The organism is Curvibacter fontanus, assembly GCF_054780335.1.
In genome coordinates this window covers 71363-84539 of the sequence record NZ_BAAGWN010000016.1, presented here as the reverse complement: position 1 = coordinate 84539, position 13177 = coordinate 71363, and the positions used below count along the sequence as shown (strand labels likewise).

The window sequence follows — 13177 nt, the reverse complement described above, 5'->3', positions numbered from 1 at the left end:
GAATCATTCGGCGCCCGCCGGCACCAGGATGTCGCGCTGGCCGTTGGTGCTCATGGCGCTGACCAGGCCGGCCTTCTCCATGTCTTCCACCAGGCGCGCCGCGCGGTTGTAGCCGATCTTGAGGTGGCGCTGCACCAGGGAGATGCTGGCCTTGCGGTTCTTCAGGACGATTTCCACGGCCTGGTCGTACATGGGATCCTTCTCGCCGGCAGGGCCGCCCTCGCCCGGGGGGCCGTCCTCGCCGTCGACCGTGCCACCTTCGAGCACACCCTCGATGTAGTCGGGCTCACCCTGACTCTTGAGGTAGCTCACGACGCGGTGCACTTCATCGTCGCTGACAAAGGCGCCGTGCACGCGGATGGGCAGGCCCGTACCGCTGGCCATGTAGAGCATGTCGCCCATGCCCAGCAGGGCCTCGGCGCCCATCTGGTCGAGGATGGTGCGGCTGTCGATCTTGCTGGACACCTGGAAAGCGATGCGGGTGGGGATGTTGGCCTTGATCAGGCCGGTGATCACGTCCACGCTGGGGCGCTGGGTGGCCAGGATCAGGTGGATGCCGGCCGCACGGGCCTTCTGCGCCAGGCGGGCGATCAGCTCCTCGATCTTCTTGCCCACCACCATCATCAGGTCGGCCAGCTCGTCGATGACCACCACGATGTGCGGCAGGCGCTCCAGCGGCTCGGGGCTCTCGGGCGTGAGGCTGAAGGGGTTGTAGAGGAACTGCCCCTTGGCCTTGGCTTCGTCGATCTTGTGGTTGTAACCGGCCAGGTTGCGTACGCCCAGCTTGCTCATGAGCTTGTAACGGCGCTCCATCTCGGCCACGCACCAGTTCAGGCCGTGGGCCGCCTGCTTCATGTCGGTGACCACGGGCGCCAGCAGGTGCGGGATGCCTTCGTAGACCGACATTTCCAGCATCTTGGGGTCGATCATGAGCAGGCGCACGTCGCGCGCCTCGGCCTTGTAGAGCAGGCTCAGGATCATGGCGTTGATGCCGACCGACTTGCCCGAGCCCGTGGTGCCGGCCACCAGCACGTGCGGCATCCTGGCCAGATCGGCCACCACGGGGTTGCCCACAATGTCCTTGCCCAGGCCCATGGTCAGCATGGACTTGGCCTCGTTGTAGACCTGCGAGCCCAGGATCTCGGACAGGCGGATGGACTGGCGCTTGGCGTTGGGCAGTTCCAGCGCCATGGTGGTCTTGCCCGGAATGGTCTCGACGACGCGGATGGACACCAGGCTCAGCGAACGCGCCAGGTCCTTGGCCAGGCCCACGATCTGCGAGCCCTTCACTCCGATGGCCGGCTCGATCTCGTAGCGCGTGATCACGGGGCCGGGCTGGGCCAGCACCACCCGCACCTCGACACCGAAATCCTTGAGCCGCTTCTCGATCATGCGGCTGGTCATCTCCAGCGTCTCGGGAGCGACGGTTTCCTGCCGTGTCTGCGCGCCGTCCAGCAGGTCCACCTGCGGCAGCTTGGAATCGGGCATGTCGCTGAACAGGGGCTTCTGGCGCTCCTTGGCCACGCGCGTGCTCTGCGGCACCTCGACCAGCACGGGCTCGATCAGCACGGGCGGTGCATGGTGCTCGATGGTCTCCTCGCGCTCCCCCAGCACACCCTCTTCGCGCTCGCGCGCGGCCTGCTGGCCCAGGGCCAGGTCCTGCGCCATCTCGCGACGCGCGCGGCGTGATTCGATGAAGTCCTGCAAGCCGCCACCGATACGTTCGGCCACATGGCCCCAGGAAAAGCGGAACACCAGGGCCACGGCCAGCACCCACAGGCCAATGGCCAGCAGGGCCGAACCCGTGACACCGAGCCAGCGTGCCGCCAGCGGCCCCACCAGATAACCCAGCACACCACCGGCGTGGCCGGGCAAGCGCGGCTCCAGGCTGTAGAAGCGCGACCATTCGATCGTTGTGCTGGCCAGCATCAGCAGCAGCAGGCCGACCCAGAAACTCGTACGGCTGGCCACAAAACGCGCCAGCAAGGAAGGCGCAGCGGCAGGCTCTGCCTCCGGCAATTCGTGGGCACGCAGCCAGCGCGCCAGCGCCGAGAGCCAGCCGCGCACGGCGGCGGCAAAACACCACCAGACCGAGAAACCGAAAAGGTAGTAGCTGGCATCGGCGATCCAGGCGCCGAGCTGGCCACCCCGGTTGCGCACCGGCGCACCGTCTCCCGAGGTGGACCCCGCAGCGTCGAGCAGGTTGTGGCTGGCCAGGACCAGCAGCCAGTAGACCAGCAGCACCAGGCTGACAAAGAGCAGCAGCTCACCGGCAAACCGGCCGCGGCGGGCAGGCGCTGCGGCGCCGGAGTCTTTGGAATTGAGCGTGTGAAGTCGGTAGGTCATGTAGGCAGACAAGGGGGCGTCTTCACCTGGGGTGAAACGCCACATTCAGCGCGGCTTGGCGCGGCGTTCCTTGACGTGCATGGCGCCGCCTTCGAGCGGGGTCACGAAGCCCTGCTCCTCGAAATCCTTCATGACACGGCTGACCATCTCGCGCGAGGCGCCGACCATCTTGGCGATGTCCTGGCGAGAAAGCTTGTCGCGAATGATCATGTCGCCCGCCGGAGCAGCCTTGGCCGCATCGAGCAGCACATTGGCCACGCGGCCGTAGACGCTCATCAGCGCCAGCGAGCCGATCTTGCGATCGGCATGGCGCAGGCGCTGCACCAGGCCGCGCATGATGCCGTAGGCCATGGGCGCGCTTTCGGCCAGGCTGCGCAGGAATTCGGTGCGGCCCAGTTCCAGCACGTCGGTCTTGGTCTCGGCCTCGACCGAGGCGGAATGCACGTCGTTGTCGATCAGGCTCATTTCGCCGAAGTAGTCGCCCGTCTGCAGGGTGGCCAGGATGACTTCGCGCCCGTTGCCGGTGTCCGTCATGAGCACACGCGCGCGACCCGAGAGAATGATGGACAGGGCGTCGGACTTCTGGCCCTGCGCCACCACGCGCTCGCCGCGCTTGACGCGCCGTTTCACCACGGCTGCCGCCAGCGCTTGCAACTGCTGATCCGACAGCATGGAAAACAGCGGAACCCGGCGCAACAAATCCTGATTGGTCAGCATTGACATAAAGCGGCCATTCTGCGCGTGCGTTGATCAGTTCTTACAATGGCTGGGCGGGCTCAGGGAGCCCCCCCGACCGCGGCACGTTACGCGGCACTATTGATTATTGACCAAAAGATTCACGAAAAAACCAAGGTTTCCAGAATGTCGCAGAACAAACACGCCAAGGTCCTGATCCTGGGCTCCGGCCCGGCCGGCTACACCGCCGCCGTCTACGCAGCCCGCGCCAATCTCAACCCGGTGCTGGTCACCGGCATGGCCCAGGGCGGCCAGCTCATGACCACCACCGAGGTCGACAACTGGCCGGCCGACTCCGACGGCGTGCAGGGCCCGGAGCTGATGCAGCGATTCCAGGCCCATGCCGAACGTTTCAAGACGGAGATGGTGTTCGACCACATCAACAAAGTCGATTTCAGCAAGCGCCCCTTTACGCTCACCGGTGACAGCGGCATCTACACCTGCGATTCGCTCATCATCGCCACCGGCGCCTCAGCCAAGTACCTGGGCCTGCCCTCCGAGACGGCCTTCATGGGCCGCGGCGTTTCCGGCTGCGCCACCTGCGACGGCTTCTTCTACCGAGACCAGGTCTGCTGCGTGGTCGGCGGCGGCAACACCGCCGTGGAAGAAGCGCTCTACCTCTCCAATATCGCCAGCAAGGTCTACCTGGTGCATCGCCGCGACAAGTTCAAGGCCGAACCCATCCTGGTCGACAAGGTCATGGAGAAGGTCAAGGCCGGCAAGATCGTGCTCAAGACCTTCCGGACCCTGGACGAGGTACTGGGCGATGCCAGCGGCGTGACCGGCATCCGCCTCAAGAGCACCGTCGACGGCAGCACCGAGGACCTGGAGCTCAAGGGCTGCTTCATCGCCATCGGCCACGCCCCCAACACCGAGATCTTCCATGGCCAGCTGGCCATGGAAAACGGCTACATCGTCACCCAGGGCGGCCTCAAGGGTTTTGCCACCCAGACCTCGGTGCCCGGCGTCTTCGCCGCCGGCGACGTGCAGGACCATGTCTACCGCCAGGCCATCACCAGCGCCGGCACCGGCTGCATGGCCGCCCTGGATGCCCAGCGGTATCTGGAGCAGGAGGCGTAAGCCCCCTGCCACCCCAGGCTCCGCTCCCTACGTTCGCTACGCCACCCCCTCCTGCTTCGCGGAGGGGCGCACCCAGCAGCCCGGCAAAGCCGGTTCTGCGGGTGCCCTGGAACAGGGCCGGCGCTGCGCGCGACCTTGGCCTCCGGAATTTAGCTATAATCGCAGGCTTTGCTGGGCTTTCTGGTTCAGCATGGGTTACCGCCACCCTTTCTGGCGAGGTGAAGCGCTCACGTCAGTGACCGCTGTTTAACGGAGTGTCCTCATGGCACGCGTATGTGAAGTGACGGGCAAGGGCCCGATGGTCGGGAACAATGTTTCCCACGCCAACAACAAAACCAAGCGCCGGTTCCTGCCGAACCTGCAATACCGTCGTTTCTGGGTCGAGACCGAAAACCGCTGGGTCCGTCTGCGCGTTTCCGGCGCCGCCCTGCGTCTGATCGACAAGAATGGCATCGACTCCGTGCTCGCCGACCTGCGCGCACGTGGCCAAGCTTAAGGAGCTGAATCATGGCAACCAAAGGCGGACGCGAAAAAATCAAGCTGGAATCCACGGCCGGCACCGGTCACTTCTACACGACCAGCAAGAACAAGAAGACCATGCCCGAGAAAATGGCGATCATGAAGTTTGATCCCAAGGCTCGCAAGCACGTGGAATACAAGGAAACCAAGCTGAAGTGATTCAGCCCGGCTCCTGAAAAAAGGCCCGCTTCGTGCGGGCTTTTTGCTTTCTGCCACCAGGACAAGACCCTATCAAGAAGATGGATCAATGATTGTAATGAGAATTATTCTCATTACAATCATTGCAGCGAATGGCCACCACCTTCTGGAGGAACCCGATGTCCTGTCCCCATGACGAGCTGAACCCGCCCTGCCTCGAATCCCTCGTGGCCGGTACCTTTGCGCTCATGACCTGCTGGGCCACGCCCCAGGCCGAGACCGGCGCGCCCAGCAGCCGGCAACGCACGATGATGGCACGCAAGATCGTCTCCAATCTGTTTTTCCTCAAGGGCCATCCCCATGCCAGCCCCGGCCTGCGCCAGGTCATGGCACGTGCGCACGAACGCTGGGTCCTCGTGACCGAATCGGCCGGTGATGCCTCGTTCGTGACCCTGGCCTCGGACCCGCAGGCCGCCCTGCCAGGCGGCCTGCTGCACTGAGCGGGAGCCACGTATGTGCCAACGCCAAGCCACACCGGACGTCCTCCCCCTCGGTCTCACTGCGACTGAGCAGCCCCTGGCCGTACCTGTGCCCAGCAGCGGTTCGCGCCGACGACGCCTGTGGGAACTGGACGGCCACGCCTACTGCCCGGTCGTCGGCGTCTGCCTGCCCCTGCCCCAGTTGCGCCGGCTGGCCGAAAAGGCCCTGGGCAAGCTGGGCCAGTACAGCGACTATGAAGTGCATTGCACCGTCGTGACCGAATGCCGGCGCCGCTCGCCCCTGTCCGAAACCCTGCACAAGGAACTCGAAACCCGCTACGCCCTGGTGCTGCGGGCCGCGCAGCAGCTCAAGAGCACCGAAGCCTTGGGTGTCTGGTGGAATGACTGCCGCGCCGGCGCCGACTGGGCCGGCGCCCTGTGGGCGGCCCTGACCCATCCGCGCTGCGACACCGAACTGGAACAGCGCATCCTGGGTGAAGTCCACATGATGCAGCACCAGGTCGGCATGGCGACACGCGCCGACCTGAGCCGCCTTGAGACCCTGTACGAGGAAAACGCCATCCTGGCGCGCGAACTGGCCGGCGCGCAGGAGCGCAGCCAGCAGCAGACCAGCCACTACAGCGCCAGGCTGGAGCAGCAGCAGGCCGAGACCCTGCGTCTGCGCGCCGAGCTGGTTCGGGCCCAGACCCGTCTGCACCAGCAGGATGAAACGCTGGCACAGCTGCAGGCCAGCGCCCCCGGTCTCGCGGCGCGTCTGGAACTGGCGCAACAGAACCGCTTGCAGGAAGAAGATCTCCAGGCCCAGAAGCGTCTGCTGCAACAGGCCCGACTGGAAGCGCAACAGCAGCGTCAGCGCGCCGAGACTTTGCAGGCCCGACTGGACACCGCCCAGCATGACCACGCTCCCCAGCAAGCGACGCCCGCCGCTGCACCGGACCTGGACAAACGCTCGGTGCTCTGTGTGGGAGGCCGCACGGCCAGCGTGCCGATCTACCGCCAGGTCATCGAGCACACCGGCGCGCGTTTCCTGCACCATGACGGCGGCGCCGAAGACAACAGCAATCTGCTCGACGCCACCCTGGCCGCCGCCGACCTGGTGATCTGCCAGAGCGGCTGTATCAGCCACAACGCCTACTGGCGCGTGAAGGACCACTGCAAGCGCACTGGCAAGCAGTGTGTCTTCATCGAAACCCCGAGCCGCACGGCGCTGGAGCGGGCGCTCAGCGAGATCGATCTGACGGGAAACTGAGGCAGGCTGGCCGGCTCAGACCACCACCGGCTCGGGTTCGAGCCGGATGCCGAATCGCTCGTAGACGCTGGTCTGGATGGCCTTGGCCAGGGTCATGACCTCGCCACCCGTGGCCCCCTGCTCACCGCCGCCGCGGTTGACCAGCACCAGGGCCTGCTTTTCGTAGACGCCGGCCTGGCCTATGGACTTGCCCTTCCAGCCGCAGGCGTCGATCAGCCAGCCAGCGGCCAGCTTCACCGTGCCGTCGTCCAGCAGGTAATGCACAATCTTGGGCTCGCGCGCGATGATGTCGGCGCACTGCTCGGGGCTCACGGTCGGGTTCTTGAAAAAGCTGCCTGCATTGCCGATCACGGCCGGGTCAGGCAGCTTGGCGCGGCGGATCTCGCAGATCCAGTCGAATATTTGGCGCGCCGTCGGGCTGTGCAGACCGGTCTCGGCCATCTTGCGTTCCAGGTCCAGATAACCCAGCACCGGTTTCCAGGCCTTGGGCAGCGCCAGGCGCACCCGGGTGATCAGGGCGCGGCCCGCCAGCCCGAAGCCCGGGGCACGGCCATCCGCCGCATGCTTGAACACCGAATCGCGGTAGGCAAAACCGCACTGCGCGGCGTCCAGCGTGAAGGTTCGGCCGGTTTCCAGGTCGATGGCATCGAGCGAGTCGAAGCGGTCCTGCAGCTCGACGCCGTAGGCGCCAATGTTCTGCACCGGCGCAGCACCCACGGTGCCCGGGATCAGCGCCATGTTCTCCAGCCCGGGCCAGCCCTGGTCCAGCGTCCAGCTCACAAAACCATGCCAGTTCTCGCCGGCTCCGGCCTCGACGATCCAGGCCTTGGGCGTCTCCCCGACCAGACGCCGGCCCGTGATCTCGACCTTGAGCACCACCGGCTTCACGTCCCCGGTCAGCACGATATTGCTGCCTCCACCCAGCACGAATTTGGGCGCCGGGCCCAGGTCGGGATCGGCCAGGAGGGCGCGCACGTCGGCCTCCTGCAACACCCGGACCAGGGTATGGGCCCGGGCGACGATGCGGAAGGTGTTGTACGGCTGGAGCGGGACGTTTTTCTCGACTAACATCGGTCTGATTCTCTCATTGGGCTCAGCCTCAGAAAAATACCGTCATGCCTTCTTTCGACACCGTCTGCGAAGCCGATATGGTCAAGGTCAAAAACGGCGTGGAAAACGCCGCCAAGGAGATCGCCACCCGCTTCGACTTCAAGGGAAGCTCGGCCAGCATCGAGATCAAGGACAAGGAAATCACTGCGCTCGGCGATGCCGACTTCCAGATCGAGCAGATCCTGGAAATCCTGCGCAGCAAGCTGACCAAGCAGGGCGTGGACGTGCGCTTTCTGGACATCGGCGATCTGCAGAAGATCGGCGGCGACAAGGTCAAGAAACTCATCAAGGTGCGCAACGGCATCGAGGCCGAACTGGCCAAGAAGATCCAGCGCCTGATCAAGGACAGCAAGCTCAAGGTGCAGGCCGCCATCCAGGAAGACAAATTGCGCGTCACCGGCGCCAAGCGCGACGATCTGCAGGCCGTGATGGCCCTGTTGCGCAAGGATGTCAGCGACGTGCCCATCAGCTTCAACAACTTCCGCGATTGAGGCCGGCGCCATGAACTGCCGGGTCCTGCTGCTGCTTTGCACCATCGTCGTGATGGGCGCAGCGCGGGCGCAGACCGTGGAACTGTCGGGCATCCTGGGCGGCAAAGCTCTGCTGGTGGTCAACGGCGGGCCGCCCAAGAGCGTGGCCGTGGGCCAGAGCCACCAGGGCGTCAAGGTGATCGCCGCCGAAGCCAACCAGGCCATTGTGGAGGTGAACGGCACGCGCCAGACCCTGCGCCTGGGTCAGGCCCCCTTCAATGCCGATGCCCGGGCCGAAGGCGGCGACCAACGCCGCATTGTCCTGCATGCGGGCGCCAACGGGCACTTCCGCACCGCGGGGCAGATCAACGGACGCACGGTCAATTTCATCGTCGACACCGGCGCCTCGGTGGTGTCGCTCAGCGTCACCGACGCCGACGCCATCGGCCTGCCCTACAAGTCAGGGCAGATGGTGCAGGTCGGCACCGCCAACGGCGTCACCGTGGGCTGGGTGACCAAGCTGGCCACCGTGCGCCTGGGCAGTGTGGACGTCTACGATGTGGAAGCCCTGGTCACCCCGGCCCCCATGCCCTACGTGCTGCTGGGCAACAGCTACCTGACACGCTTCCAGATGACCCGAACCAATGACCAGATGGTGCTGGAGCGCCGGTATTGACGCTGCTGGTATCCTAGGCTTGAACTCCAGAACACGCACCGTGATTGTTCAAAACGAAAACGAGTACGAAGACCTGCTGGGCCTGTGGTCGGACCTGGAGTCCGGCCTGGGCATCCTGCTGGGCAGCCCCCTGAGCGTGCAGGAATTCGAGCAGCGCGTCTGGCAGTACGACCGCTGGATGCAGGCCCTGCTGCAGCGTGATGCCGACGTCGGCCTCTACCTGCTGTTCCAGCTGGCCACCAATTCCTCGGTGGGCTACAGCGCCTCGCACAGCCTGGTCTGCGCCACCCTGAGCCACCTGATCGCCACCGAGCTCAAGCTAGAGCCCAAGGAGCGCGACAGCCTGGTCCACGCTGCGCTGACCATGAACATCGCGATGACCGAGATGCAGGACCAACTGGCCCTGCAGACCGACAAGCTCAGCCCCCCCCAGCTCGAAGCCATCCGCCTGCATGCCCCCAAGGGCGGCCTGATGCTGGCCAACAGCCTGGGCGTGAACGACCCGCTGTGGATCGAGGTGGTGTCTTCGCACCACGACGACTGCACCGAAAAGATCGAGCTGCGCCTGCTGCCCACCCACAAACGGCTGATCCGCATCCTGCGGGTGGTGGACCGCTACGCCGCCATGATCTCGCCGCGCAAGTCACGGGAAGGCCGTAGCGCCACCGAGTCCGTGCGCACCATCATGACCGGCGCCAATGCCTATAACGACGAGATCGGCCATGCGCTGGTGCGCGCCGTGGGCCTGTGCCCACCCGGCACCTATGTGCGCCTGGAGGACAACACGCTGGCCATCGTGATGCGACGCAGCGTGCGCCCCAATCTGCCGCATGTGGCGGTGGTCTCGGGCGCCGATGGCCAGGTGCTGGCGCAGCCGCGCCTGCACCGCACCCTCAGCGGCCGGCCGGTCATCCAGGCGGCGCTCGCGTCCGCGGTGGTGCGCCTGCGCTTGAACCACCACCTGATCCTGCAGCTCGGCGCGCACGCCGCCCAGGCGGGCTGAGCGTACGGCCTCTCAGGGCTTCTTTTTCTGCCCGAGCCGGGTTTCGACGCCACGCGCCAGGCGGCCGATGTTCTCGGCATGGCGGTAGATCAGCAGCAGGGACATCAGGCTGACGGTAAAGAGCACCGCTCCCTCCATGTACCAGGCCAGGCCGTCGCCGAAGATGTAATACAGGGGCGCGAACACGGCCGCCACCAGCGCCGCCAGCGAGGAATAGCGGAAGAAGAGCGCGATGATGACCCAGGTCCCCAGGGTGGCCAGACCCAGGGCCCAATGCACCCCCAGCAGCACGCCGGCTGCCGTCGCCACCCCCTTGCCGCCCTCGAAACGGAAGAACACCGGGTACAGATGACCCAGGAAGGCCCCCAGACCCACCAACGCCACCGTGCCGGCCTCCAGCCCGTAGGGCTTGCCGTACCACTGAACCAGGGCCACAGGCAACCAGCCCTTGGCGCCGTCCAGCAACAGGGTAAGGACAGCGGCTTTCCTCGAACCCGAACGCAGCACATTGGTCGCCCCCGGATTCTTGCTGCCGTAGCTGCGCGGATCGTTCAGACCCATGACGCGGCTGACAATGACTGCAAAGGACAGAGAGCCCAGCAGATAGGCGGCCACAGCGGCCAGGACGGGATAGGTGGCAGACAGGGAATCCAAGGCTCTACTCCTCAAGCGGCCCTGCTCATGGCAGGGGCTGTTTTGATATTGGCCGCTATTCTGCCAGTGGCACGGGCCGGGAGGCGGCGACCTTGCGATCGGTCTTGTCGTTGTACATATGGCCATCTGCCGCATGCAGCAACTGGTCCAGGTTCTGGCCGGCATCGGGATACAGGGCCACGCCAATGGACACGCCCACCTGCAGCATGCAGCCCTGGTAGTCGATCGGTTCCTGGATGGAAATGCGCAGGCGCCGGGCGATGATTTCCAGCCTGTCGGCCGAGATGTTCTCCAGCAGCACGATGAACTCGTCGCCGCCCCAGCGCGCCACCGTGTCATTCTGCCGCACGACCGCCTGGGCGCGGGCGGCCACGGTCACGAGCACCGCATCGCCGGCCTTGTGGCCATGCTGGTCATTGACCGCCTTGAAGTCGTCGAGGTCCAGAAACAGCAGGGCGCACAGCTGGGCCGTGTGCCGCTGCTGGCGCGAAAAGGCCATCAGCGCGCGGTCTTCGAACAGCCGGCGATTGGGCAGACGCGTGAGATCGTCGTACATGGCGCGCTGCGCCATCAGGCCGCGGTTGCGGATCAGCAGGAAGAGAATGGCCGCCACCCCCAGGCCGGCCAGGCCGGCGCCACCGCGCAGGGACCAGCGCAGCAGACCCGTGTTGTCGGCCTGCAGGGAGCGCACCGCGATCGCCCAGCGCCCACCGGGCACCTCGATCTCCTGAACCAGGATGTCGGGTGCATCGAACAGGGCCAGCTCTCCCCAGACCGGCCCGCCCTCCAGGCCCATGCCGTCGCGACCGCGAATGGCAAAATCATAATGCTCGTCGGCCACCTCGGCCTGCACCATGCGGAACAGCGAGTCGGAGTCGATCACCGTGGACAGCAGGCCCCAGTAGCGCCCTTCGATCATGATGGGCATGCGGTAGATCATTCCGCGCCCGCCCTGGGCCAGCGCCACAGGACCTGCCAGGGCGGCCTGGCCGCTGCTGGTGACCTTTTCGATCAAGGGCCACTGCCCGGGAAAGTCAGGATAGTAGAGGCCGATGGCGCGTTCATTGCCCTCCAGCGGATGCACGTGCAGCAAACGGTAGCCCACGGCGACGCCAAAGTTGCGCACATGGTGGCTGCTGCGGTAGAGCTCGGCGAGGATGGCCCGGACCTCGCGCGCCTCCATGGTGCTGTTGCGCACGGCCAAGTAGGCGGCCAGGCCGTTGTTGAGGTTGAGCAAGGCGCCGAGCTCACGCTCCAGGCGCACACGCAGGCCCGTCGCGTAGGACAGGATCTCGAACTGGCGCTTGCTCGCACGATCCTGCAGCAGGGAACGCAGCACCACCTCGCCCGCGACCTGCAGCAAGACCAGAACGATCAAGGCGCTGAGCAACGCCACGGCATGTCTGGACAGGAAGGTCCGACTCGAAAACCGCATGAAAGAGACTCCGGTGACAAAATCATTCTCGCAGAGTCTGTGTCATACCGTGCCGGGAATATGACGCCCTTTACGCCGCCTATTCCGCCAGCGCGCACTGCACCGGCCGGGCGCCGAGCGGCTGCACGCAGACCTGCGGGGCTATGCCCACGAGGTAACCGCGTCGTCCGCCGTTGATCAGGATGCGCGGCAGCACCAGAATGCTGCCCTCGATGTAGACCGGCATTTCGCGTCGTGCGCCGAAGGGCGAAGTGCCGCCCACCAGGTAACCGCTGTGACGGTTGGCCACCTCGGGCCTGCAGGGCTCGACCGACTTGGCGCCGATCTGCCGCGCCAGATTCTTGGTGGAGACCTTGCGGTTGCCGTGCATCAGCACCACCAGCGGCCTGGCATTCTGATCCTGCATTATCAGGGTCTTCACCACCGCGTACGGGTCCCAGCCCAGCACCTGGGCGCTGTGCTGGGCGCCGCCATGCTCCAGGTACTCGTAGGGATGCTCGCTGTAGTCCACCTTGTGGGCCTTGAGCAGCTGGGTGGCGGGGGTTTCGGATACGTGGTCATTCTTGGCCATGCCGGGATTTTCCATCAGTCAGCCAGATCACACACCGTCAGCCTGATGCCACAATCCCGCCACATGAACGCCCCGCAAGACACTCCGCCCCTGCGCCACAGCAGCGCCGAAGACGCGCTGGCCCTGCTCTCGGGCACGGCGCTGATCGCGCTGGCCGTCGCGTTGTTCCAGCACGCGCAGTTGCTCAGCGGCGGCACGGCCGGCATCGCCTTTCTGCTGCACTACGGCACGGGCTGGGGCTTCGGGCCGGTGTTCTTCTTGCTCAACCTGCCCTTCTACCTGCTGGCCTGGCGCCGTATGGAGCGGGCCTTCCTGCTCAAGACCATGATCGCAGTCGCCCTGCTCTCGCTGCAGACCGAGCTCATGCCACATCTCATCAGCTTCGAGCAGGTGCGTCCGCTGTACGCGGCGCTGCTGGGCGGCGTGCTGTTGGGGGTGGGCTTTCTCATCCTCTTTCGCCACCGCGCCAGCCTGGGGGGCGTGGGCATCCTGGCCTTCTGGCTGCAGGAGACCAAGGGCTGGCGTGCCGGCCACGTGCAAATGGCCGTGGATACGCTCATACTGCTGATGGCGCTGGCCACCACGCCGCTGCTGCAGGTGGCCCTGTCCGTGGCTGGAGTCGTGGTGTTGAACCTTACGCTGGCCATCAACCACCGCGCCGGCCGCTACATGGCAACCTGAAGAACAACAT

Annotated in this window: 15 protein-coding genes; 9 read left to right on the top strand and 6 right to left on the bottom strand. The window is 65.5% G+C overall.

Features of this window, described 5'->3' with window-relative positions; translation table 11 throughout:
- Nucleotides 1-3 precede the first annotated feature (3 nt).
- Nucleotides 4-2346: a DNA translocase FtsK gene (locus ACYVH8_RS11395; RefSeq protein WP_460488974.1), complete on the bottom strand. Its 2343-nt coding sequence runs from the start codon at nucleotides 2344-2346 to the stop codon at nucleotides 4-6.
- A gap of 45 nt (nucleotides 2347-2391) precedes the next feature.
- Nucleotides 2392-3069 carry a Crp/Fnr family transcriptional regulator gene (locus tag ACYVH8_RS11390; RefSeq protein ID WP_460488973.1) on the bottom strand — a complete coding sequence of 226 codons (678 nt, stop codon included), beginning with the start codon at nucleotides 3067-3069 and terminating at the stop codon, nucleotides 2392-2394.
- Between the two features lie 138 nt (nucleotides 3070-3207).
- On the opposite strand from ACYVH8_RS11390, the gene trxB reads away from it, so the two are divergent.
- From trxB to ACYVH8_RS11365, 5 genes are all read left to right on the top strand, one after another.
- On the top strand, nucleotides 3208-4161 hold the full coding sequence (gene trxB, locus ACYVH8_RS11385) for a thioredoxin-disulfide reductase (RefSeq protein ID WP_460488972.1): 954 nt from the start codon (nucleotides 3208-3210) through the stop codon (nucleotides 4159-4161).
- Between the two features lie 262 nt (nucleotides 4162-4423).
- The gene (gene rpmB / locus ACYVH8_RS11380) at nucleotides 4424-4657 is read left to right on the top strand and encodes a 50S ribosomal protein L28 (protein ID WP_460488971.1); all 234 of its coding nucleotides are present in this window, start codon (nucleotides 4424-4426) and stop codon (nucleotides 4655-4657) included.
- 11 nt (nucleotides 4658-4668) lie between these two features.
- Nucleotides 4669-4839: a 50S ribosomal protein L33 gene (rpmG, locus tag ACYVH8_RS11375; RefSeq protein ID WP_057676949.1), complete on the top strand. Its 171-nt coding sequence runs from the start codon at nucleotides 4669-4671 to the stop codon at nucleotides 4837-4839.
- Nucleotides 4840-4997: 158 nt separating this feature from the next.
- The gene (locus tag ACYVH8_RS11370) at nucleotides 4998-5318 is read left to right on the top strand and encodes a hypothetical protein (protein WP_460488970.1); all 321 of its coding nucleotides are present in this window, start codon (nucleotides 4998-5000) and stop codon (nucleotides 5316-5318) included.
- A gap of 13 nt (nucleotides 5319-5331) precedes the next feature.
- Nucleotides 5332-6567 (top strand): DUF2325 domain-containing protein, encoded by a 1236-nt coding sequence (locus tag ACYVH8_RS11365; RefSeq protein ID WP_460488969.1) that lies wholly within the window; start codon nucleotides 5332-5334, stop codon nucleotides 6565-6567.
- A 15-nt stretch (nucleotides 6568-6582) separates the two neighbouring features.
- On the opposite strand, the gene murB is transcribed toward ACYVH8_RS11365, so the two are convergent.
- On the bottom strand, nucleotides 6583-7638 hold the full coding sequence (gene murB / locus ACYVH8_RS11360) for a UDP-N-acetylmuramate dehydrogenase (protein WP_460488968.1): 1056 nt from the start codon (nucleotides 7636-7638) through the stop codon (nucleotides 6583-6585).
- Nucleotides 7639-7682: 44 nt separating this feature from the next.
- On the opposite strand from murB, the gene ACYVH8_RS11355 reads away from it, so the two are divergent.
- The 3 genes from ACYVH8_RS11355 to ACYVH8_RS11345 are packed head-to-tail and all read left to right on the top strand — an operon-like array spanning nucleotide 7683 to nucleotide 9826.
- On the top strand, nucleotides 7683-8168 hold the full coding sequence (locus ACYVH8_RS11355; RefSeq protein ID WP_460488967.1) for a YajQ family cyclic di-GMP-binding protein: 486 nt from the start codon (nucleotides 7683-7685) through the stop codon (nucleotides 8166-8168).
- Between the two features lie 10 nt (nucleotides 8169-8178).
- Nucleotides 8179-8823: a retropepsin-like aspartic protease family protein gene (locus ACYVH8_RS11350; protein ID WP_460488966.1), complete on the top strand. Its 645-nt coding sequence runs from the start codon at nucleotides 8179-8181 to the stop codon at nucleotides 8821-8823.
- Between the two features lie 40 nt (nucleotides 8824-8863).
- Nucleotides 8864-9826 (top strand): HD-GYP domain-containing protein, encoded by a 963-nt coding sequence (locus ACYVH8_RS11345; protein WP_460488965.1) that lies wholly within the window; start codon nucleotides 8864-8866, stop codon nucleotides 9824-9826.
- 12 nt (nucleotides 9827-9838) lie between these two features.
- Here the strand turns inward: ACYVH8_RS11345 and plsY are convergent, their stop codons facing one another.
- From plsY to ACYVH8_RS11330, 3 genes are all read right to left on the bottom strand, one after another.
- Nucleotides 9839-10471 carry a glycerol-3-phosphate 1-O-acyltransferase PlsY gene (gene plsY, locus ACYVH8_RS11340; protein ID WP_460489176.1) on the bottom strand — a complete coding sequence of 211 codons (633 nt, stop codon included), beginning with the start codon at nucleotides 10469-10471 and terminating at the stop codon, nucleotides 9839-9841.
- A gap of 64 nt (nucleotides 10472-10535) precedes the next feature.
- Entirely contained in the window at nucleotides 10536-11915 is a 1380-nt protein-coding gene (locus ACYVH8_RS11335; protein ID WP_460488964.1) for a GGDEF domain-containing protein, read from the bottom strand.
- A 79-nt stretch (nucleotides 11916-11994) separates the two neighbouring features.
- On the bottom strand, nucleotides 11995-12486 hold the full coding sequence (locus ACYVH8_RS11330; RefSeq protein ID WP_460488963.1) for an aminoacyl-tRNA deacylase: 492 nt from the start codon (nucleotides 12484-12486) through the stop codon (nucleotides 11995-11997).
- A 63-nt stretch (nucleotides 12487-12549) separates the two neighbouring features.
- On the opposite strand from ACYVH8_RS11330, the gene ACYVH8_RS11325 reads away from it, so the two are divergent.
- The gene (locus ACYVH8_RS11325; RefSeq protein WP_460488962.1) at nucleotides 12550-13167 is read left to right on the top strand and encodes a YitT family protein; all 618 of its coding nucleotides are present in this window, start codon (nucleotides 12550-12552) and stop codon (nucleotides 13165-13167) included.
- Nucleotides 13168-13177: the final 10 nt, after the last annotated feature.